The sequence below is a fragment of the Legionella antarctica genome, assembly GCF_011764505.1.
In the GTDB taxonomy this organism is placed as follows: domain Bacteria; phylum Pseudomonadota; class Gammaproteobacteria; order Legionellales; family Legionellaceae; genus Legionella; species Legionella antarctica.
This window is the reverse complement of sequence record NZ_AP022839.1, coordinates 3,269,246-3,291,236: the sequence shown is the minus strand read 5'-3', so window position 1 is coordinate 3,291,236 and position 21,991 is coordinate 3,269,246. Positions and strand designations below refer to the sequence as shown.

The window sequence follows — 21,991 nt, the reverse complement described above, 5'->3', positions numbered from 1 at the left end:
GTTGATTTTAGTGAATTTCTACATGTATGGTATTAATTTATTCTTTTTTTGTTGATAACTGGAGGAAGAAGTATGAGTCAACAGTTGCAACTTGCTGCAATGAATCTACCCGTTGGTAGTCTCGATTCCTATATTCATCGAGTAAATCAAATTCCTATGCTCACTCAGGAAGAAGAGATTGCTTGTGCCGAGCGTTTTCATTCTGAAGGTGATATTGAAGCTGCAAGACGCCTGGTTCTTGCTCATTTGCGTTATGTTGTTCGTGTAGCCCGAGGTTATTTGGGGTACGGTCTACCCTTAAATGATTTAATTCAGGAAGGTAATCTAGGCTTAATGAAAGCAGTAAAACGTTTTGACCCTAAAATGGGGGTTCGTCTTGTATCTTTTGCTGTTCATTGGATTAAAGCAGAAATTCATGAGTTTGTTTTGCGTAACTGGCGAATTGTTAAAATTGCTACCACTAAAGCCCAGCGTAAATTGTTTTTTAATTTGCGCCAGATGAAAAATCGGTTGGGCTGGTTTAGTAGTGAGGAAGTAGACGCAGTTGCTAAAGATTTAGGAGTGAGCCGTGAAGATGTATTAGTTATGGAACAGCGTTTAAATGCTCTGGACTCACCATACCATGCCCGCGATGCTGATGATTGTGATGATGCGTTTAAAGCCCCGGAACAGTATTTGTTTAACGCTAATGATGATCCTGCGCTAGTCCTGGAGAAAGAAGATACAGGTGATCAAGGTCGTGAAAAACTGATGTTTGCTATGGAGCAGCTCGATGAGCGCAGCCGAGATATCTTACAGCAACGCTGGTTAGCTGAGGAAAAATTAACTCTGCACGATTTAGCAGAAAAATATGGTGTGTCTGCTGAGCGAGTCAGACAACTGGAAAAGAATGCCATGAAAAAAATACGCCAACATATGGAATATTAATTTTCAAAAAAATCACAGACCAGTTGTTCTACACGGTCATCTATTAAAACGCTAACATGATCTGCTTCTGGTAATAACGTTAAGTTAGCGTTTTTATATTCCCTGCAAAATACAATCGACTCTTTAGGGTTAATGGTGCTGTCTTGCTCACCATGTATACATAAAAAAGGCATATCTAGCATTTGGGTAACGAAGCGACGCAATTGAATCATATTCAGGTCTATTTCGGCTTGTTGACGAATTAACTCACGCAGTTGTAGGTACCCATTTCCAGTCAGTTTAAAGCGCCTGGCTATCGTATTTATTGGGCTGCGCATGCGGGTAGGCGATGCGATAAGTACCGCACGCTCAGGCGTATGTTTTAATTGCCATTCGGGACGTTGACCCGCTAAATTAAGCGTATTTAATAACATCGATCCACCGAAAGAATGTCCTATAACTCCGTAGAAGGGGCCATGTTGATTCATGATTTCCTTTAAAATGGCAACAGCATCAGGCCATGGAAGTTGAAGGCCTTTAGATTCTCCGTGTGCCGGAAAATCAAGAGCATACACATCATAACCTTGTTGATGAAGTGCCTTTATCAACTTGATCATATAAGCAGCACGCGATATCCATCCATGCGTAATAAGAACTTTTTTAGCTGCAGTATTATCAGGGGGGATAAAGCGATGCAACACATGATGACGGGGCATCTCCTGATGAATCACCTCGCTGCGTTTGTCCTCAATAAACTCACAAGCCATTTTGGCAAAATCCCGATATTTCTTTTCTATTGGCAGATGGATCGGAGTAATAAAAAATTGATAGCATAACTGGGCGTGCAATAAATCTCGCAGATAAGTGATTGAATCAGTCATCATGATGATATCCCTTACAATTTACTTTTAGTTTAGACTAAAATTTTTATTTTAGGTCAAATTTCAAAAGGCTAAATTGCAGTGATGTTTTTAATGCGCTGATTTTACCTTTTCTTTGATAAATAACGTGAGTTATGGCTAAGGAACTCAGATTTTACCTTGCTCCGTTCGGCCTGAGGAGGGCTTTAGCCCGTCTCGAAGGCTAGGCACTGTAGCAGAACCCTTCGAGACGTCGCTAAAGTGACTCCTCAGGGCGAACGGATCGAGATAGTGGCTGGGTTTAATAAGCATCTTATCCATAACTGACGTTAAATATTTTCAGGAATAGTTAATACCTATATGATTAAAGTACATTAAAATTCAGTACATTGTATCTTTCCGGTGGATTCGATTGCGGAATTCAGGTTAAATTACTGGACTTTTGAAATGATTAACCTAGACTGGTTTTATAGTTTAGAGGAATTTTTTATGCATACATCAAATTATATTTATCATGATGGCAAACTCGATTTACATGGTTTTATAGCTTATGAGGATAAGATTAAAAAACCTCGTCCTGCAGTTATTGTGGCCCATGATTGGAGTGGACGAAATGAATTTGCCTGTCAAAAAGCACAATTGTTTGCAAAGATGGGGTATGTCGGATTTGCCGTAGATATGTTTGGTGAAGGACTTGTTGCGACTTCCACCGATGAAAAGCAAGCACTCATAGAGCCGTTGATTTCTGACCGTGAGCAGTTGCGAATTAGAATTAATGCAGCCTTTGATGCCCTGATTAACAGGCCTGAGGTAGATAAAAACCGTGTTGCGGTGATTGGTTTTTGTTTTGGTGGATTATGCGCGCTGGATTTGGCTCGTTCAGGAGCAGATATTAAAGGAGCCATAAGTTTTCATGGGCTGCTTGGCAAACCAGAAAATTTTCAGGTTGAAAAAATCAAGGCTAAAGTTCTGGTTTTGCATGGTTACGATGATCCTATGGTCAGGCCAGAGCAGGTTAACGTATTTTGTCAGGAAATGACGCAAGCGAGAGTGGATTGGCAGGTGCATATGTATGGAAATGTGCAGCATGGTTTTACTAATCCGCAGGCACAGGATGCAGATTCTGGAATACTTTATAATCAGCTTGCAGAGCAACGTTCCTGGTTGGCGATGACCAATTTTTTACGCGAGATTTTCTAAGGAGTAAAATGTTTAAAAAGATTCTCGTTGCAAACCGTGGTGAAATCGCTCTGCGTATTGTTCGTGCTTGCAACGAAATGGGTATCGCGCCCGTTGCTATTTACAGTGAAGCAGACCAATTTTCTCTTCATGTGAAAAGGGCTTCCCATGCTCATTGTTTGAGTAAAAAACCTCTAGAGGCTTATCTTAACGGGCAACGAATAATAGAATGTGCTCGTGAAACCGGATGTGAGGCTATTCATCCCGGGTATGGATTTTTATCCGAAAATGCTGAGTTTGCCGCCGCCTGCGAAAAGGCAGGAATTGTATTCATTGGCCCATCTTCTTCAGTGATAAAGACTATGGGGTCGAAAATTGCCGCAAGGGAGGCTATGCGCAGGGCGGGTATCCGTACCGTTCCTGGAAGTGAGGGCAATCTGGATACGGCAGAAGATGCTGTTGTCTGTGCCAAAATGCTGGGATACCCAGTACTGCTCAAAGCGACTTTTGGTGGGGGTGGACGAGGGATAAGATTATGTCATGGTGCTAGTGAAGTCAGACAGCAATTTGCTCGTGTTCAATCAGAGGCTCAGAAATCTTTCGGAGATGCTCATGTTTATATGGAGCAGTTTATTGTAAACCCACGTCATATAGAAGTACAAATTTTAGGGGATCATTTCGGTACACTGTTGCATCTTTTTGAGCGAGACTGCTCTGTCCAGCGTCGCCATCAGAAATTAGTCGAAATTGCTCCTGCCCCATGCCTGGATAACGGTATACGAGAACAGCTTTATAGTGATGCTATAAAAGCGGCCAGGGAAGTCGGCTACACTAATGCTGGTACAGTCGAATTTATATTGGATGAACAAAATCGACCCTATTTTATGGAAATGAATACCAGATTGCAGGTAGAGCATCCAGTAACCGAGCAAATCACCGGGATCGATATTGTACAGCAGCAAATACGAATTGCAGCAGGAGAGCGTCTTGCTATGTCTCAGGAGCAAATTAAGCGCACTGGTTGTGCTATTGAGTTTCGTATAAATGCAGAAGACCCTCAAAATGATTTTTTACCCAGTTTTGGTCGGATAACCCGCTATTATCCACCCGGAGGACCCGGAGTTCGGACAGATAGTGCAGTTTATACTGGCTATAGCATCCCCCCTGATTATGATTCTTTATGCGCGAAATTAACCGTTTGGGCTCTTGATTGGTCTTCTGTGTTACGCCGTGCGCGTCGTGCTTTAGATGAAATGCGTATGTTCGGTGTTAAAACTACCATTCCCTATTATTTGGAAATGATTCAATCGGAAGAGTTTCAGCAGGGGGGGTTCACTACGGGATTGGTTGATGCTCATCCGGAGTGGTTAAAGTATTCCAACAAATCCTTACCGCAACATAAAGCGGCTGTTCTTGCTGCGGCAATAACAATGTACAACCAAAAGGTAAAATAATTGCCAGAATTGGAAATACCCATAATCTATTATCCAATAGATTAATTGGCTATTGCTCTGTACGTTGTGAGGAGGTTCTTCCTAAATTGCTTTGGTTTGCCGTAATCAAATGTTGCCGCATTTTGCGCGGTGTAATGCAGGTTTTTCCAAACCGTCGAATTTGATTTCATCCCCTTATTCCAGTACCAGATCCCTGTTAAAATTCTTTAATCGTGGATTTTAAATCAGGTTGGATATGAGTCAAGATGATATCCATACGTTGATCTACGGGAATGGCTGGTAACTCTATTAATTGATAATCAAGCTTAATGTATGCTTGATAAATAAAATCTCCTATTTTTTTAGCACTTGAATTATTTTCAACACGGACTTTATCGTATTCTACCGGCAATTGATGGCAGTAAAATATTTTTTTATATCTTGTTTTTTGAAGGTTTTGAGTTATATGAGCCGCATCTAAATTATAGTAATTAAAATAGCCCAGGCTATCGGCAGTGCCTCTATCGAAAAAAATTAATTGATCTGTTTTTAGATGCCTTTCTCTTTTAAGTGCAACTGCAAGGATTCCTCGCTGTAATTGATGCGTATCTCGGCGAATATCAGCTAAAGTATGATTATTAGCCAATAACCGCTCAATATACTCTCTGGCAACCTCAGGAGCTATGGAATAACCCTCAGCTGCTAATTGGTTAATTAAAGTGGTTTTTCCAGAAGAGGGAGCGCCAGTAATTACATGCCAATTTGTTTCAATCATATTCATCCTGAATACAGTCATCAATCGATTGTGTGATTTTCGATTTTTTTTGAAAAACCCAAGTGCCGTATTTTCTTAAAGTTCGTCATGAAATTTAATCATGAATCAGTGTTTTTTGTGAAATAGTTTTTGCTCCTGGTAACGTGCATACTGTGCGATGTTGCGGTTAAAGATTTTGTTGTAAAAAATAATTATCAATTAAACGAATATCGCCTATCATAACTGCCGCAAATCTTCTGTTTTGGTATTCTTCAATATATTCTACTACAATACCTGCTGCAGTTAACTCCTCAATTATCATGGCACAAGGCTTGTTCTGATGGAATATAGATGCAAATTGATTTGCAAGGATTCGTTGTTCTTTAGTTAGTCTGTTATTTCGCGAGCTGTATGCTAGTCCACTGGTTTCACGAACAATAGGACAGGCTTTTATCTCTATATTCATAAAAAGTGATTTAACCATTCCCTGAATTAACAAATATTGTTGATAATCCTTTTCACCAAAATAGGCTCTGTTTGGACGTGTTAAATTGAGCAGTTTCATCACAACGGTTAATACACCATTAAAATGACCTGGTCTGTATTTGCCTTCCATCAATTGGCAGAGTTGATTTTCCTGAATTTGATACGTGTACTTATCGGCATAAATCTCTTGTTCGGTAGGTATAAAGCAAAAGCTCACTCCAGAATTGGCCATAAGTTCGATATCAGCCTCTTGAGTGCGCGGATAATGGGTAAAGTCATCTGGCTTATTAAATTGAGTTGGATTAATAAATAAACTGGCAATAGTGTGGTTATTTTCCTTACTACTGGCTAAAAATAAAGAGGCATGTCCCGCATGTAAATTGCCCATAGTTGGCACAAAGCCTAGAGTACGATCATTGGGTAAACTAGTACGCAAGCTTACCCAGTCATTTAGATTAGAAATAATTTGCATTTTTTTGCTCTCTTTATTAAAAAGCGTATTCAGCTGTAGGGAAATGTTCTTGCTGTACTTGTTGTACGTAAGAATTTAGAGCTCCGACAAAAAGGTCTTTTCCATTGGCATATCGTTTGACAAATTTCGGGTTAAATGAAGTTTGTAAACCGAGTATATCGTGCCAAACAAGCACTTGGCCATCAGTATCTGAGCCTGCACCAATTCCTATACTTGGTATTGCTAGCGCGCTGGTTATAGTCTTGGCCAGAAGTTGGGGTACACATTCAATGACTAGAGCAAAACACCCTGCCTGTTCTAAATCCAGGGCTTGTTGTAATAAATTTTCTGCTTGTTCTTGATTTTTACCTTGTACTTTAAAACCACCCAATTGATGAATGGACTGTGGGGTTAATCCTATATGCCCCATGACTGGTACTCCGGCTTTTACTAAATGAGCGATCGTTTGGCATGTATCGTTATCTGCACCTTCAATTTTAACTGCATGAGCTCCTGCCTGGAGCAAGCTTTTCACGTGTTCAATAGTATGGGTTTGGGAGCATTTATGGCTTAAAAAAGGCAGATCACTGATTAAAAATTGTTTCTTTAGTCCTCGAGCAACTGCTTGAGTATGCAGTATCATCATCTCTATAGTGGCCATAATGGTCGTGTCATGGCCATGTACTGCCATGGCTACAGAGTCTCCTACCAAAGCACAATCGATATTCGATTCGGCAACGATGCATGCTGACGGATAATCGTAGCAGGTTATCATAGAAATTTTATGATGCTCTTGTTTTTTTCTTTTAAAATCCAGGATTTTCATACAGTTCTCCTGTGCAGGAGAAAACGAACAAAAATGCGGAAAGAAATTAGTAATTCAGGTACCTGTCTCATGATCAAGTCCTCCAATAATGTAAAATAAAAAGTCGCTGCCTGATTTAGGTCAACGCATCATCTGATATCATATAATTAAATAGAATGGAGTTGAATATATACTAACAAATTTACTTGCTTGACAGGATGCTGTCTTCATCTTGATTTTCCTGATACCTGGATAATTTTAGATAAGAAATCATGGCCTTGCCTTTCCATCACATTCGGGTTCCGGGGAAAAATCGCTGATATCCATAAATGAATTAATTTTATCGCTTTCTCTGGGTACTCTGCCAAAAACAGTGGTTGTAAGATTATCAAAATCCAAATATTTTCTGCAGCTTACCAAAGATATATTGCTTTGACGTAGCTGCTCTAGTCCAATTTGTCCTTTGGTAATCGTCTTTTGTGCCCAGGATTCATCAAGGGCAAAGGAACGATCCATGAAATTACGAACAATTTCAGCCAGAACAATATCTCCTGCCCATTGGTCAGATTGGTTTTTGGGCCTCCCAACCAGCGCTTCGTGAGTTGCCGGGAATAGCCATTTAACCGAACTATGAGTATATTCTTGCCCACTAATAGAGTAGGTTGTATTTTGAGTATTATCGAGAATTGCACTAAAGAAAGGCAAGTTTATCTGATATTTTTCAGGAAGATACCTAATGAGAGATGCCCATATATTGAGATTGCCAGTGTGTGACAAATAGCTATGCACCCCAATATTAATTGGAGTTTTTTTATAATCTATCTCTTTTCTGAAGAGATATCGCAGTCTGTCGGTAGGACCGCCTATTACTGAATCGATACAATGAAAATTCGCAGCGTGTAGTTTGATATCCCCCTGTGCTGATTTTTGTTCAAGCCAGCTTTTTATTTGAATCAACATAAACCCACCTCGACTCCAGCCAACAGCGCAAATGCTCAATGTTTCATCTGCTTGTAGCGCTTGTTTCGAATGTTGCTCTAAAAATTGTTTTATTCTTTCAAGATTAGCATTAAGTCCGCCATTACCAATATGGCCATCGATCATGGCCCCCATTGATTTTAATAACGACCCCTCTGGAGCAGTAACATCTGTTCCAGGGCCATCGAGAATAAGCATGTTTTTTTCTTTGCAATGCTCCGACAATTGACTAATAAAATTACTTGGATCATGCATCAACCAGGTTGCTGCCTTACTAAGATTAAAAAAGCCGAAATTACCTGCTTTAGCTGGTTTTTTCTGTGTTATGGAGACCGTTCCATTAACAAGAATAACAAGTCGTCTGATTTTTCCCATGGGTATAATTTCTCTATTAAATCGCTCAGAGAACGAATTGTGATATGGGTCCGCATGTCTGGAACAAAATTAAGGAAAAATAAGAGCTATTCATCCATCATTTATAGTTAAAAATTCACTCAAATTAACCTATTTAAACCTACTCAATACCGTATGAATAGTGATTGCTACTACGAATTGTCTTAGGTCATTTTACCACAACTCTATCAGAATGACTTATCCACAAGTCCACAGGTCAGGAGAGCTTCACTTTCTCGTATAGGCCTGTGGGCCTTGTGGGTAAGTCATGACGCTCTCATTTAGGGTTTATGGTCTTTTCCGGCCATAATACACCTCTGCGGGCGTTAAATAATTAAAGGACTGGTGAAGCCTTCGGTTATTATAATACTCAAAATACTCCGTTAAGGCCAGCTCAACCTCTTCAATTGTATCAAAATCATACCGGTAGATTTTTTCTTGCTTAACACTACGCCACAATCGCTCGATAAATATATTATCTAAATAACGTCCTCGCCCATCCATGCTGATAGAAATGTGGTGAGATTTTAGCGTATTTATCCAATCTTTTGAGGTAAATTGAGAACCCTGATCCGTGTTAAAGATCTCACAACGCGAATGCAGCAAAGCGTTTCTAAGCGCCTCAATACAAAATTCAGCCTCCATAGTAGGTGAAATAGCCCATCCAATCACATAACGACTATACCAGTCCATAATAGCTACTAAATACACATGCTTTCCTTTCATGCGGATGTAGGTGATATCTGCGGCCCAAACCTGATTTGGTTTGGTGATATCCACCTCTTTTAATAAATAAGGGAACACCTCATGCTCCTTATTGGGAACGCTTGTATTTGGCTTTGGGTAAACAGTCGATAACCCCATCATTTCCATCAACTTTTTTACTCGACGTTTACCAACAGGATAGCCTACTTCTTTTGACAGCCATCTTGCCCGCTTAATTTTACCTTCACATGGATACTGCAGATAGTGCTCATCAAGTAGCGCCATAAGCGCTTCATCTTCGACAGAAATGGGCTTGGCACTATAATAATAACTTGAAACAGGCAAGTCTAATAGCAAGCATTGTTCACGAATGGTGAGCTCGGCAAGAGGATCAATCATGACGCGCTTTTCATCCAGACTAAAGTTCATGCTTTTTTTTTAGCCAAGATAGCTGCGCTTGAAGTCGACCAATTTCTTGATATAATGCCTCAACAAGCTGCTCTTGGGACTTGGCTTCTTTTTCATTAGCCCCAGAGAATAAATCGTTAATGGCTTTGATGGCCGATTGCTTCCAAGTTTTTACCTGCGTTGCGTGAACACCGTATTCACTGGTAATTTGCGCTTGTGTGAGTTTCCCCTCAATCGCAGCTAGCGTTATTTTTGCCTTCTTGGCCGCCGTATAATAAGCTCGCTTTTTAGACATTTTATTCTCCTCTTTGTATTAAGAAGAATAGCTCTTAAAAAACCTTTTTTTGTGTCCAGAAAACCGCGCCTATATTAATAGCTCATCAGTACCGGGTTCGAATCATTGAGGAACTGAATGCAGGGTAGCAAAACGTCAATAGTCTTCAAGCAATTTTAGGAACCAGTCACTCGGTAGTATCGCAGCATCTGTCTGCTATACGAGCCAAAAAGGTAGTCAAACAACGTAAAGAAGGGACTCAGGTTTATTATCAATTGATTCAACCGGAATTAGCAAACTGGCTACTTCAAGGGTTAGCTTATCTTGGAGGCGTTTTACAATTTGATGAAGAAAGTCGATTAGCCATTAATGGAGTCAAGACTATATGGAGTCATATTTCAGATAATCCATATAAGGATGGTGGATCAAATGCATAATTCATTATACTGTAACCACTTGGAAACCTTGACTAATCAAGACATTGGTAAGCAATATGTGTGCGTCTAGAGAGGGATTTAGTATGTTCAAAGAATTTAAAAACGACCTTATGGCAAGTATAGTAGTATTCTTTGTTGCTCTGCCATTATGTCTTGGTATTGCCTTGGCATCGGGAGCCCCTTTGTTCGCAGGCATTATATCAGGGATAATTGGCGGTATAATAGTCGGTCTAGCCAGCGGCTCACACTTGGGCGTTAGCGGACCAGCCGCAGGTTTGGCTGTAATTGTATTAATGGCCATTAACACATTAGGTTCCTGGCAGGTGTTCTTATTGGCCGTAAGTCTAGCCGGTATTTTTCAAATTATTATGGGATATGCAAAAGCTGGATTTATTGCTTATTTCTTTCCATCTTCAGTCATAAAAGGGATGCTTGCAGGGATTGGCTTATTGATTATTTTAAAACAGATCCCCCATGCCTTGGGTTATGATAGCGACTCAGTGGGCGGCCTTTCATATTTCCAAACAGATGGCGAAGCCACGCTTAACACTATCAGTAGTGCATTAAATGCTGTTACCCCTAGTGCCATTTTAATTTCGGTCCTATCGTTAGCATTGCTGATTCTTTGGGAAACAGTTTTAACAAAAAAACATAAGTTTTTTCAATTTGTACAGGGTCCTGTAGTCGTTGTTTTAATGGGCATTGCAATGAACCTGCTGTTCCAATCAAATATCTTCAATTTTAAGCTGGATCCAGATCATCTGGTGAAGATTCCTGTTGCCAATAATTTAATCGAATTTTTCAAACAATTTACCTTGCCGGACTTTTCTGCAATAAGCCAGCTTCAAGTGTGGAAAACTGCTGTTGTATTATCCATTGTTGCAAGCCTGGAAACACTGCTATGTGTGGAAGCCACTGACAAGCTGGATCCATTCAAAAGGGTGACACCCACAAACAGAGAACTAAAAGCACAGGGACTTGGTAACATAGTAGCCGGATTGTGTGGCGGATTACCAATTACCCAGGTAATTGTTCGTAGCTCCGCAAACATTACATTTGGTGCAAAAACCAAACTTTCTGCAATACTGCATGGTATTTTCTTGTTAATCAGTGCTGCTACTATTGCTAAATTTCTAAATTTGATTCCCCTGGCAAGCCTTGCAGCTATATTAATCATGATAGGTTATAAGCTAGCAAACCCTGTAATGTTTAAACATTTATATCAACTAGGCTTTGAGCAATTTATCCCTTTTGTTGCCACCATTGTGGGCATTTTGGCAACTGACTTGCTTAAAGGAATTTGTATAGGTATGGCTTTTGGTATTTTTTATACCTTACGCCACAGCTATCTTAATGCCTATTATATGGAAGATACAATCACCAAGGAAAATGAGCATACGATTCACCATCTTGTATTGGCAGAAGAGGTATCTTTTTTTAATAAGGCCAGCATCATTCAAGCTTTGGATGATATCCCTCCTTATTCAAAAGTGATTATTGATTGTTCAAAATCAAAGTCTATTGCTTATGATGTTGTTGAATACATACGTGATTACAGGGTAAACGCAAAACAGAAAAACATTACTGTGGAAACGATAGATTTTATTGAATTCACCTAATACTTAGATTCTACCTGGGAGCATAACGATGAAAACATTGACCAAAGAAATGCAAGAAGCTATCACTCCCGCGATAGCATTGCACTTATTGCAAGAAGGAAACAAACGATTTGTAAATAACCTGAAAATCAATCGTAATTTGTTGCAGCAGGTGAATGAAACCTCTGATGGGCAACATCCCTTTGCAATCATTTTAAGCTGTATTGATTCACGAACCTCGGTTGAATTGATCTTTGATCAAGGTTTGGGTGATGTATTTAGTGTACGTATTGCGGGAACTATTATCAACGAAGACATCCTGGGAAGTATGGAGTTTGCTTGCAAAGTAGCAGGGGCTAAGATAATAGTGATTTTGGGGCATTCGAAATGCGGCGCGATAAAAGGTGCATGTGATCAAGTAGAAATGGGAAGTTTGACTGCCTTGTTAAGTAAAATACAACCAGCTGTAAGTGCTGAAAAAACCACAGTCGAAAATCGCACCTCATGTAACGAGGAGTTTGTAGAAAAGGTTACAACCATTAATGTGAAAAAAACGGTGCATGCTGTTATGGAACGTAGTCCCATTTTAAAAGAGCTTATTGCAACAGGCGAGTGCGGAATTATTGGCGGCATTCATGATATCTCAACAGGTCAAGTGCTCTTTTATCAAGACACCAAATTCGGTTTTTTTAAAGATTGAGCGTGACTAATTCCGGGGCAGTGGACAATTTGTCTTTTAAAAAAATCACATGCTGAAACGTGTTCGTGGCAAAAAACTGACGAACTATCAGCAATATATCGCGGGTACGCCGAAACGTCTATCTCCACAGCCCTTGGGCTTCAGATTATTTACGTTTTGGCAGTGCCACGAATAATGAGCCTGTGTGATTCAGATTGTTTGCCTCAACACCCGCCTGATCTCCCTCTCCCTTATAGACGTCAACATGAGCGCCCATAATCGCACCGCCTGTATCTTGAGCCACACACCACGAAGTAGATTTTTGGCAATTATAGGTAAAAATCATTCCAACAGGGATTACCTTGTGATCTGTCGCGCATGAAGCATGTGCTGTTAGAGTAATATTTTCTGAACCATAAGGCCCACCATCTTCTTTAATAAAAAATACAAAGCTTTGATCCCGATTTCGCAAGTCAGCGGCTTTATCGTGGTTAAGGCTATCCAGATATTGGCGAATTTGCTTTTCTGATGCAGCACTTTGTTTTATTTTTTTAGACACGTTACAGCGTAACTTTGCTTCATCATGGCATTTAGGATCTTTAGAACAACGTTCAATAGTATCAAGATTGCCACCACAGGTTGGGTCTTGGGCGCATTGAACCACACGGCCAAGCATGGTGCGTGGCCGGCCGTTGTAGCCATCGTAATTAAGATGAGATATTTTTCCATCAAGAATTAATGCGCCAGAGCCCTCAACCATTAAAAAAGCAGGGTCATTTGGGTCTTTAACATAGCCAATTATATATTTTTGATTTAAAGCCCCATGATCAATTTCTTCTCGGTCTGGTGCTATAGAGTATGTGCCATTGGCATTTTTAAGACAAAATCCGCGTACCATTTTGGTAAGCGGGTCAACTCCGCAAAGCGGAACTTTCAAATTAAATTTCTTACTTTCCAACGCAACATTTACAACACCTGGGTTACTGTAGATTGGATATAAAAACTCACCGCCAGGTTTCGTGCGGGCTTCAACGGCTGCTGGCGCGTAATAGGCAGTAAATTGAAAATCACCTTTTTTAAATCCTGCATGATTTTCAGGCCAGCCCTCGCTTTTGTACCAATCAAACTCAGTTTTGATGCTTGATAAATATTTTTGAAAATCACCATGGGCTTCTTTTGCAAGGGAGAGCATTTTTTTGTTGGTATCAAGGCACCATTCTTGGCGTTTGAACTGATGACCTGCAATAGTAACAGTCTGAAATTCACCCTGGTTTTGGCTGCAGTTTTCAATCTGATTATTTAATGCGTTGATAATTTCATCCATATTGCCCACAGGGTTATCTAATGGAAGCTCCGATGCGGAAATTTTATGAAATTTAAAGCGCAACACACCAGGCTCTTTGGCAGCCATTTTCTGTCTCGTGGTCAAATCAGCGAACCTTCTGACATCTAAACAGCGCTGGATTGAATCAGCTGGCAGGGCTGCTCGAGTTAAGATGCTAAAGGTCATTAGTGTAATTAACAGAACTGATTGAAACATTGTCATCCTTTACCCTGTATGGTTCGGCTTTGCCCAACCATTTTATGATGGTAACCAGGATTATATAGGTTATTGTCCAGGCATCAAAGGGATGTGTTTGGGAAAATTGGCTAAATCCTGAATCTGCAGTTATATCGATTTAAAATCTAGGTTATTATTTGTGTATTTTATAATAACAGGTTTGGTATGAGTTTCATTGAAAAATTAGATAGTCCTGGTGAGCATCCCATATTTCTTCAAGGTCTTTCGGGCCAACTTGAAGCGGTATTAACTGTGCCTGAACAGATAAGTTCCGCTTTGGTCGCTTTTCTTGGTCATCCTCATTCCTTACAAGGTGGAACGATGAATAATAAAGTCGTGACCACTATGGCACGGGCTTTTAAGGAACTGGGTATTCCCTCATTACGTTTTAATTTTCGTGGTGTTGGACAGTCTGCAGGCTCTTACAATGAGGGTATTGGTGAAAGTGAGGATATGATAGCCCTGGTTAAGGAATGGCAAAAAGAACAAGCGGATCTGAGACCTGTATTTGCTGGTTTCTCTTTTGGATCTTATGTTGCTTACAGAACTGCCGCACAATTGAAACACACAATGTTACTCACTATTGCACCACCAATACATCATTATAATTACAGAGAATTTAATCCCGCCCCCCATCCTTGGCTAATCATGCAAGGGGACGCAGATGAAGTAGTGCCTTATTCTTTAGTAATGGATTTTGCCAAACAGTGTTCTCCTGTATTACCGGTAATTGAATTTTCGAATACAGGACATTTTTTTCATGGGAAACTGGTAGAGCTTAAAAAGCGACTGATTGAATTCATGCACAGTCAGGTACCATCATTATGACATTAGTGGCTCAATATGAAGCAGCTATTCTGCGTAAAGATATTGGTAATGATCCACTACAAAGAGAAATATTGGAACACATGCAGCGGCTTGCCGATGAATTAAAAAAGCCTAAACCCTCCTGGTTTCATTGGGTAAAACACAATTCAATTAAAGGGTTGTACATTTATGGACCAGTTGGTGTTGGAAAAACATACTTGGTTGATTTGTTTTATCAGCATGTTGAAGAAAAACAAAAAGCACGATTTCATTTTCATCATTTTATGCAACAAATTGATACGCAACTGAGACGCGCACAAGGACAAAAAGATCCCTTGAAGCAAATTGCAAAAGATATTGCAAAATCAATTCGATTATTATGTTTTGATGAATTCTTGGTTCATGATGTGGCTTATGCAATGATCCTGGCCGAGTTGTTGCAGGCTTTGCATGCCCAGGGGGTTATTCTGGTGATCTCTTCTAACACAAAACCAGACGATTTATATCTCAACGGGGTTCAGCGTGTTCGATTTTTGCCGGCTATTGCGGTCATTAAAACTAATTGCGAAGTCCTTTTACTTGATGAAAACCGCGATTATCGCATGGGGAGACAGCCTTTACTCGATGCTTATCTGTACCCTTTGAATGAGGCCACTAAAAAAACAATGAAACAACAGTTTCTTCTTCTGGCTAATGGTGTTAGGGAACATGGTTGCATTACCATCCAAAATCGAGATATTCCATTTATTCGACGTGATGAAAAATCCATTTGGTTTGCTTTTGAGGTTCTGTGCAACCTGCCACGTAGTCAATTGGATTATTTAGAAATAGCCGATAAATTTGATAGTGTATTTGTTAGTGACATACCTTGTTTAACTGAAAATCATACAGCACAAACCATTATGTTTATTCACCTGATTGATGTGATGTACGATCGGGGAATTAATCTCATCATTTCTGCTGAAGTTCCTCTTGCCGATCTTTATGTTAAAGGTGAAATGAAAGATACCTTTACCCGCACCTTAAGTCGTTTAATAGAAATGCAATCTGTCGACTACCTCAGTCGTCATCCACGACGAATCGTTCAGGATATAGTGTGAAGGATCGGTTAAAAAGTGAACTCTATGAAGCTTCAACAGAGTCGGATAATCACCCGGGCTCTCCAATCAGGCTCCGATAAAAAATGGAGGATATACCTTATTTAGGGTCGAGATCCTCTGATAGATGGGCCTGGTCTAAATAGATTTTGGATAAATAATGTTTATTTTTTTGCTTAATTGAGAATGCTTCTCGATAGCATTTGTGGTATTATTAATTTATTAAACAATAGTGTGTTGTTACATCATGCAAATTAAAGATTTAGTGCGAGGTGATAGAGTTCGCTTGGTTGATTTTGGTTCTACTGAGTCGCAATACAGACACAGACTTTTGTCTTTGGGAGTAACCTGTGGTGTAGCGTTTTCCGTAACAAGAATCGCACCTTTAGGGTGTCCTGTACAAATTGAAGTCAGAGGTACCTCTTTAACTTTGCGCAAAGAAGAGGCGAGTCATTTAATATTGGAGCGTATATGACTCATGTATTATTAATAGGCAACCCTAATTGTGGTAAGACTACTCTGTTTAATGCGTTAACTGGTGATAATCAACGAGTAGGAAATTGGCCCGGGGTAACGGTTGAGAAGAAGACAGGCGTACTGACTTTTGATGAGCAAGCAATTGAAGTAACCGATTTGCCGGGGGTGTATTCCCTGATGGCAAATGCCAATGGTTTAAGTCAGGATGAACAAATTGCTGCCCAATCTATTGTTACTATGGACTCTGATTGCATTATTAATGTTATTGATGCTTGTCATCTTGAGCGACATTTGTATTTAACCAGTCAAATTTTAGAGCTTGGCAAGCCTGTCATTCTTGTGCTTAATATGATGGATATTGCCCAGCAACGCGGCATAGCCATTGATATCGATGCATTAGCAAAACAATTAGGTTGTCCAGTTATTCCAGTTCAAGCACATAAAAATATAGGCATTTCTACTCTTCTTCAGGCACTAGCTCAGTTCCCCAAAGTCACTCCACCGCTGGATCTCTCCTTGGTACCATCTGTTCAACACGCATTAAATACCCTGGAGCAAAAATTAATTAATAAAGGCTACAAGCAGGCACTTGCTTATTATTATTCTCGCAGGCTGGCAGAGGGCGATGCTTTACTTGAAGATGAGTTCCTTACGATGGATTTAAACCAGTGTCCTGAACCTGGGCTTGGTATCGATGTGTTACTCGCGGATGCTCGTTATCAGAAAATTCATGAAATTGTTTCTGTTGCTCAACAAAAGCATAGTGATGCCAGTGAGCATTTTACCGCAAAATTAGACAAAATCGTCTTGCATCGCTTTTGGGCTTTACCCATATTTTTTGCCATGATGTATTTGATGTTTTTATTTGCGATTAACATTGGTGGCGCCTTTCAGGATTTTTTTGACATCAGTACCGACACTCTTTTTGTCCAGGGAAGCGCGTGGTTGTTGCAACGATGGCACGCTCCCAACTGGTTAATTGCTATCATTGCCAATGGGATTGGAAAAGGAATAAATACTACCCTGACGTTTATTCCCGTTATTGCAGCTATGTTTTTCTTTCTATCGTTATTGGAAACCTCTGGTTACATGGCCAGAGCGGCTTTTGTCGTTGATAAAGCCATGCGTGCCATGGGTTTACCCGGGAAATCATTTGTACCTATGATTGTTGGTTTTGGATGTAATGTACCTGCAATTATGGCCGCACGTACCCTGGACTCAGAACGGGATCGTTTACTAACGGTGATGATGAGTCCTTTCATGTCTTGTAGCGCACGGTTGGCTATTTATGCGGTATTTGTTGCTGCATTTTTTCCAACAGGTGGTCAAAATGTAGTATTTTCTTTATATCTTGTTGGTATTTTGATGGCTGTATTTACCGGTCTCATCTTACGCAAGACGACCTTAAAAGGTCATGCCTCACCATTAATTCTAGAGCTCCCTGCTTATCATAAACCAGCAATTAGACGTTTGTTTAAAGAAACATTGCTTCGGCTGCGCTTTTTTGTTTTTCGAGCCGGAAAATTGATTATTCCCATTTGCGTTATTCTGGGTGGATTGAATGCTATTACTCTTGGCGGGGGAGTTAATTCAGGGGAAGCAAATACCGAATCACTGCTTTCTATAATGGGACAATGGATTACGCCTTTATTTGCCCCTATGGGTATTCATCAGGATAACTGGCCTGCAACAGTAGGGCTGTTAACAGGAATGTTGGCTAAAGAAGTAGTTGTGGGCACTTTAAATTCTCTCTATGCTCAACTAGGTCACCTGGGGGAAACGGCAACGGCTCATTTTGATTTATGGGGAGGAATTCAGACCTCCTTGTGGTCCATTCCGCATAATTTATCTCAACTAGGCTCTGCTTTATGGAATCCTGTAGTGGCTAGTGCAGCAGACAGCCAGTTATCTCAATCAGTTTATGGAATAATGTTTCAACGATTTGATGGCCAAATAGGGGCATATGCTTATTTACTTTTTGTTCTTCTCTATATTCCCTGCGTATCAACGATGGCTGTGATTCGTCAAGAAGCAAATAAGCAACTGATGTGGATCTCGGTTATTTGGTCCTTTATCATCGCTTATAGCGCAGCGGTTGTTTTTTATCAGGCCGCTAAATTTTTAGAACACCCCCAGTCTAGTTTGTTTTGGATAATAAGCATGTTACTTGGTTTAATGTTCGTTATTGTTCTTTTTGTTTATGGCGGACAAAGCCTGAGGAGGTCTAGTGCTGCTGCAAATACGTGATTATATCCGTCGTGAAAGGGTTGTAAGTACACAACAATTGACTCGGGAGTTTAATTTGGACCTGCTTGCTTTGCAGCCTATGTTGGATATATGGGTTAAAAAAGGAGCAATTCGAAAATGCCAAGAGAAAGCAAATTGTCAAAGTACTTGTTTTAAATGTCGCATTCAACCACCAGAGTATTATCAATACTTTTCTTCGAACTAATCTAATGGACTAGTTTTCCCTGTGATATAATGACTGATTAAAATAATTTAGTCGTAACTAGTTATATTTACGGGTTTTTTACCTTTAAAAACTCTATCCTTCGTGCTCATCAATTAAATTTGGGCTAATATAGCATTATAAACTTTTATATTTGGGTAAAAAATGCCTGATTCAGAGAATGAAGATAAACCCGGTATCAAAGAAACCACTCTTGATTTTCGTAAGCTTTCAATAGAACAAGATTTGAATAATCCTGTAACCATAGTAGAGCGGGTTTATCAAATTTGGTGGCATTGGGCCGATTTTCATCTCTACATCTCTTCCCCGCATATTGAAAGGATTTCTCCTCCAATAATTATTGAACCTGAAAGTCTCTCTGATAGCGATAACGAGCTTGAGTTTGTCTACTCTATCCATGATTCCGGGAATAAGCTGTCTGCTTCAAAAAGTGAAGATATGATGAGTGCCGGCATGTCGATGTGTAAATTATTTTTTACCATAGAAAAAATGATCAATATACTGATATCCCGCCTCAAATCCGGGGGAATAAGTACGGAGACGGAGGTTCAGGTAGCCTTTGGTGGACATGAAATTGCGCAAAGAAAGGCGTTTGAATCCATAATTAATTTAAGTTATAACGTTGTGGTTACTAATTTTGAACCAGGTGAATGGGGCGAACGATATTTGGAAAATGTGAAACGAATGGCGAGCAAGTACGGCTATCCTCCTGAGGCACCGCGTGAGACCTACAAACATTCCTATAACTCCAATTCTGCCGGAATAAAGCGCTAACTCAGGGGTTGCGTTTTTAAGAGATCTTAACTTCAGCTGAGATCTGTTGGTGCTTAATTTGCCGGGTTGCTTCGGTGCGCAGCAATGAATATAGTTTTTTATCTATCGATAAATTAAATGTTTAATAAAAAATTTTTTTAACGATTTGATTAAGAAGAAGCATCATCTCCCTTTACAATAAAGTAAGTCTTTGTCCACTGACCTAATATAATATGGCTTTGAGTGAAACAAAAAGGAGCTATAAATGTTGCGGGTAGGAAATACAGGATACGGGAGAGAATTTGTTGTCTGGTGAGCTTTTGCCGATCACGGGCAACCAATTCAATTCGCCATGCCCTCATTCCGAGAGTTTGTCCACCAGACCTCATTGAACTGTAATAATAAAATAATGCGACCCAGGCAAGGGTGAATTGATACCAGGGCGTTTCAGGGGAAACAGCGTGACCGTTGTTAAATAAAACGATTACCCCCGTTAAAACGAATAGCAGAACCAATACGATGATCGCATCATAGATCAATGCTCCAAAGTATCTTATGAAAAATTTCACATCAATTGACCTTAAGTTTTCCCAATTAAATTAGGGTCTGTTGACATTTCACCTGCCGCCTACGTGCCGCGGCTTGTCCGCGGCATCCAGTAGATAGTCAAATCAAAAACAGCACTACCTAATCCATTGAATAATAGGAGCAAACTCATAATTTAACGATTTTGATACCAAGTATAAAACGAGTTTGCAATGCTAAGATTAATGCTCAATGATGAGTTTTGGTCGAAGCTAAAGGAGATCATGCTACAGCATAGGATTTATGACAAGCCTAATCTTCGTATGGTAGTGGAAGCAATGTTATATCGTATGCGGGTTGGCTGCCCTTGGCGCGACCTAGCAGCAGAATTTGGATGCTGGAACTCAATCTAACAAAAATTTAATCGATGGTCATCAAAAGGTAAATTGATGAGCATATTCAAAGCACTTGTTCAAGAATCAGATCTTGAATGGGAGTTTATTGACGGCAGCATTGTAAAAGCGCACCAACACAGTGCTGGCGCAGCTTCTGAAGAAAATCAAGCTATTGGAAAATCCAGAGGGGGGCAATACAACAAAAATTCATATGGCTGTTGATGCTCATGGGTTACCCATCGATTTTGAAATAACTGGTGGTGAAATACACGACTGTAAAGTTGCACCAGAATTTATCGAAAAACTGCCTGCCGCAGGTCATACTATTGCTGATAAAGGTTATGATAGTGAAGAGGTAAGGGACACGGTTCGTCAAAAATCATCCATTCCAGTTATCCCAAGAAAGAATAATTCTAAAATTGGCAATATAGATATGGACTGGTGTCTATATCAATATAGGCATTTAGTTGAAAATTTATTCGCTAGAATAAAGCATTTTCGTGCAATTGCCACAAGATTTGATAAATTAAAGCGAAATTATGCTTCTGTTGTTGCTATGGCGTGTTTATTTTTATGGTTACCTATGTAGCATTTCTTGCGGTATTATCTGGATGTTTGTCCAACATCCAAGGAAATATAATGCATCCATCTTATGTTTATATTCTCGCAAATCAGCGTGAAAAACGTTTCAAAAATTGGCCAAGACAATGGAACATAAATTTAATCGAGAAATTTAATCCAGAATGGCGTGATCTGTATGAAGAAATTTGCCAATGATTTAGATCTAATGGATGCCGAGGACAAGCCGGGGCACGTAGACAGCAGGTGAAATGTCAACAGACCCTAGTCATTTCGCTCGCAAGGACGCGAGTTTTATAGTCTCTTAGATATGCATTGTTTTTGCAACAAAGTTGAGGCTCTCGATATAAAGTTTACTTAACTCCTGACCTTTGAACTGTTCAACCAAGCTAATTGTTGGGGAGTATTGATCAATAAGGCGATTGAAAACAAAGACTCCTGCAGTTCCGTCAAAGAGTAAATAGATTCAATTTCTTCCGCTTGAATCTTTAAAATAATTGGGTTAGGTATTTGAAGCTCAAATTCTTCAAGAGCTTTTTTTAAGGCAAAGGGCATAAACAAAGGCAACTGGGTATCCGAGTTATGGATGAGCTCCAAAAGAGTATTGGTCACTTCTTCATTGAATTTGAAATTTTGATAAGACAAAATTGCAAAGGCTACACATTTTAATCGTTGATTATACGTAGGCCTTTTAACAAGCATTTCGATCATATTGTAATCAGTTTATGTAATCATAGTACTGGTTTTAATAAATGAACAGAGTGTGATGCATTTTACTTTACGACTTAACTTTGCGTGATAAAAACTCAGTGCTATACTTCGCGAGTATGTATAGAATTTAGTTGTTCTAAGTGGTTCTATCTCTGCCTGTTTTTTGTTTTCTGGCAAAATAGTTGTCAATAAAGTTATGGTTTGAGAAAAAATCCTTACAAGGATTCCGTGAGGAAATGAACTTATTCGAGTTGTATTGGGGAAGGTGCT

The 21,991-nt window shown here is 39.7% G+C and carries 22 protein-coding genes and 2 pseudogenes; 14 read left to right on the top strand and 10 right to left on the bottom strand.

Annotated elements, in window-relative coordinates; genetic code table 11:
- Nucleotides 1-72: 72 nt before the first annotated feature.
- Nucleotides 73-927: an RNA polymerase sigma factor RpoH gene (gene rpoH / locus HRS36_RS15550; RefSeq protein WP_173238005.1), complete on the top strand. Its 855-nt coding sequence runs from the start codon at nucleotides 73-75 to the stop codon at nucleotides 925-927.
- On the opposite strand, the gene HRS36_RS15545 is transcribed toward rpoH, so the two are convergent.
- Nucleotides 924-1,790: an alpha/beta hydrolase gene (locus HRS36_RS15545; RefSeq protein ID WP_173238004.1), complete on the bottom strand. Its 867-nt coding sequence runs from the start codon at nucleotides 1,788-1,790 to the stop codon at nucleotides 924-926. The two genes, rpoH and HRS36_RS15545, sit on opposite strands and share 4 nt — an antisense overlap.
- A gap of 465 nt (nucleotides 1,791-2,255) precedes the next feature.
- On the opposite strand from HRS36_RS15545, the gene HRS36_RS15540 reads away from it, so the two are divergent.
- Together HRS36_RS15540 and HRS36_RS15535 are read left to right on the top strand one after the other, a co-directional pair.
- Nucleotides 2,256-2,966, top strand: coding sequence for a dienelactone hydrolase family protein (locus HRS36_RS15540; RefSeq protein WP_173238003.1), 711 nt, complete (start codon nucleotides 2,256-2,258; stop codon nucleotides 2,964-2,966).
- A gap of 8 nt (nucleotides 2,967-2,974) precedes the next feature.
- Nucleotides 2,975-4,399 (top strand): acetyl-CoA carboxylase biotin carboxylase subunit, encoded by a 1,425-nt coding sequence (locus HRS36_RS15535; RefSeq protein ID WP_173238002.1) that lies wholly within the window; start codon nucleotides 2,975-2,977, stop codon nucleotides 4,397-4,399.
- 196 nt (nucleotides 4,400-4,595) lie between these two features.
- Here HRS36_RS15535 and HRS36_RS15530 read toward each other — a convergent pair whose 3' ends face one another.
- The 6 genes from HRS36_RS15530 to HRS36_RS15505 form a co-directional block, all read right to left on the bottom strand.
- Nucleotides 4,596-5,159 carry an AAA family ATPase gene (locus HRS36_RS15530; RefSeq protein ID WP_226905499.1) on the bottom strand — a complete coding sequence of 188 codons (564 nt, stop codon included), beginning with the start codon at nucleotides 5,157-5,159 and terminating at the stop codon, nucleotides 4,596-4,598.
- A 160-nt stretch (nucleotides 5,160-5,319) separates the two neighbouring features.
- Nucleotides 5,320-6,090, bottom strand: coding sequence for a pantoate--beta-alanine ligase (gene panC, locus HRS36_RS15525; RefSeq protein ID WP_173238001.1), 771 nt, complete (start codon nucleotides 6,088-6,090; stop codon nucleotides 5,320-5,322).
- A gap of 16 nt (nucleotides 6,091-6,106) precedes the next feature.
- Complete coding sequence (gene panB / locus HRS36_RS15520) at nucleotides 6,107-6,895, bottom strand: 3-methyl-2-oxobutanoate hydroxymethyltransferase (protein WP_173238000.1); 789 nt, start codon at nucleotides 6,893-6,895, stop codon at nucleotides 6,107-6,109.
- 249 nt (nucleotides 6,896-7,144) lie between these two features.
- Nucleotides 7,145-8,227: a hypothetical protein gene (locus HRS36_RS15515; RefSeq protein ID WP_173237999.1), complete on the bottom strand. Its 1,083-nt coding sequence runs from the start codon at nucleotides 8,225-8,227 to the stop codon at nucleotides 7,145-7,147.
- Between the two features lie 306 nt (nucleotides 8,228-8,533).
- Nucleotides 8,534-9,379 (bottom strand): IS3 family transposase, encoded by an 846-nt coding sequence (locus HRS36_RS15510; protein WP_173235473.1) that lies wholly within the window; start codon nucleotides 9,377-9,379, stop codon nucleotides 8,534-8,536.
- Nucleotides 9,369-9,653: a transposase gene (locus HRS36_RS15505; RefSeq protein ID WP_173235475.1), complete on the bottom strand. Its 285-nt coding sequence runs from the start codon at nucleotides 9,651-9,653 to the stop codon at nucleotides 9,369-9,371. The genes HRS36_RS15510 and HRS36_RS15505 overlap by 11 nt, the downstream gene beginning before the upstream one ends.
- Before the next feature lie 254 nt (nucleotides 9,654-9,907).
- On the opposite strand from HRS36_RS15505, the gene HRS36_RS15500 reads away from it, so the two are divergent.
- The 3 genes from HRS36_RS15500 to HRS36_RS15490 all read left to right on the top strand — a co-directional run bounded on the left by HRS36_RS15500 (nucleotide 9,908) and on the right by HRS36_RS15490 (nucleotide 12,367).
- Nucleotides 9,908-10,069, top strand: coding sequence for a hypothetical protein (locus HRS36_RS15500; protein WP_173237998.1), 162 nt, complete (start codon nucleotides 9,908-9,910; stop codon nucleotides 10,067-10,069).
- A gap of 83 nt (nucleotides 10,070-10,152) precedes the next feature.
- Nucleotides 10,153-11,688 (top strand): SulP family inorganic anion transporter, encoded by a 1,536-nt coding sequence (locus tag HRS36_RS15495; RefSeq protein WP_173237997.1) that lies wholly within the window; start codon nucleotides 10,153-10,155, stop codon nucleotides 11,686-11,688.
- Between the two features lie 28 nt (nucleotides 11,689-11,716).
- Complete coding sequence (locus HRS36_RS15490) at nucleotides 11,717-12,367, top strand: carbonic anhydrase family protein (protein ID WP_173237996.1); 651 nt, start codon at nucleotides 11,717-11,719, stop codon at nucleotides 12,365-12,367.
- A 145-nt stretch (nucleotides 12,368-12,512) separates the two neighbouring features.
- Here the strand turns inward: HRS36_RS15490 and HRS36_RS15485 are convergent, their stop codons facing one another.
- Complete coding sequence (locus tag HRS36_RS15485) at nucleotides 12,513-13,886, bottom strand: MltA domain-containing protein (protein WP_173237995.1); 1,374 nt, start codon at nucleotides 13,884-13,886, stop codon at nucleotides 12,513-12,515.
- Nucleotides 13,887-14,072: 186 nt separating this feature from the next.
- On the opposite strand from HRS36_RS15485, the gene HRS36_RS15480 reads away from it, so the two are divergent.
- The 6 genes from HRS36_RS15480 to HRS36_RS15455 all read left to right on the top strand — a co-directional run bounded on the left by HRS36_RS15480 (nucleotide 14,073) and on the right by HRS36_RS15455 (nucleotide 19,532).
- Nucleotides 14,073-14,735, top strand: coding sequence for an alpha/beta hydrolase (locus HRS36_RS15480; RefSeq protein WP_173237994.1), 663 nt, complete (start codon nucleotides 14,073-14,075; stop codon nucleotides 14,733-14,735).
- Nucleotides 14,732-15,814: a cell division protein ZapE gene (gene zapE / locus HRS36_RS15475; protein ID WP_173237993.1), complete on the top strand. Its 1,083-nt coding sequence runs from the start codon at nucleotides 14,732-14,734 to the stop codon at nucleotides 15,812-15,814. Before HRS36_RS15480 ends, zapE begins: the two co-directional genes overlap by 4 nt.
- Before the next feature lie 244 nt (nucleotides 15,815-16,058).
- On the top strand, nucleotides 16,059-16,286 hold the full coding sequence (locus HRS36_RS15470; RefSeq protein ID WP_173237992.1) for a FeoA family protein: 228 nt from the start codon (nucleotides 16,059-16,061) through the stop codon (nucleotides 16,284-16,286).
- Nucleotides 16,283-18,535, top strand: coding sequence for a Fe(2+) transporter permease subunit FeoB (feoB, locus tag HRS36_RS15465; protein ID WP_173237991.1), 2,253 nt, complete (start codon nucleotides 16,283-16,285; stop codon nucleotides 18,533-18,535). The genes HRS36_RS15470 and feoB overlap by 4 nt, the downstream gene beginning before the upstream one ends.
- Nucleotides 18,516-18,740 carry a FeoC-like transcriptional regulator gene (locus tag HRS36_RS15460; protein ID WP_173237990.1) on the top strand — a complete coding sequence of 75 codons (225 nt, stop codon included), beginning with the start codon at nucleotides 18,516-18,518 and terminating at the stop codon, nucleotides 18,738-18,740. Before feoB ends, HRS36_RS15460 begins: the two co-directional genes overlap by 20 nt.
- Before the next feature lie 162 nt (nucleotides 18,741-18,902).
- Nucleotides 18,903-19,532 (top strand): virulence factor, encoded by a 630-nt coding sequence (locus HRS36_RS15455; protein WP_173237989.1) that lies wholly within the window; start codon nucleotides 18,903-18,905, stop codon nucleotides 19,530-19,532.
- A gap of 149 nt (nucleotides 19,533-19,681) precedes the next feature.
- Here HRS36_RS15455 and HRS36_RS15450 read toward each other — a convergent pair whose 3' ends face one another.
- Complete coding sequence (locus HRS36_RS15450) at nucleotides 19,682-20,080, bottom strand: RDD family protein (RefSeq protein ID WP_226905498.1); 399 nt, start codon at nucleotides 20,078-20,080, stop codon at nucleotides 19,682-19,684.
- A 189-nt stretch (nucleotides 20,081-20,269) separates the two neighbouring features.
- Between HRS36_RS15450 and HRS36_RS15445 the strand changes: the two are divergent.
- Both HRS36_RS15445 and HRS36_RS15440 read left to right on the top strand, forming a co-directional pair.
- A pseudogene (locus HRS36_RS15445) lies at nucleotides 20,270-21,020 on the top strand (IS5 family transposase).
- Between the two features lie 68 nt (nucleotides 21,021-21,088).
- Nucleotides 21,089-21,208, top strand: a pseudogene (locus tag HRS36_RS15440) (GIY-YIG nuclease family protein); the annotation flags it as partial.
- A gap of 159 nt (nucleotides 21,209-21,367) precedes the next feature.
- Here the strand turns inward: HRS36_RS15440 and HRS36_RS15435 are convergent.
- On the bottom strand, nucleotides 21,368-21,712 hold the full coding sequence (locus HRS36_RS15435; protein ID WP_226905497.1) for a hypothetical protein: 345 nt from the start codon (nucleotides 21,710-21,712) through the stop codon (nucleotides 21,368-21,370).
- Nucleotides 21,713-21,991 lie beyond the last annotated feature (279 nt).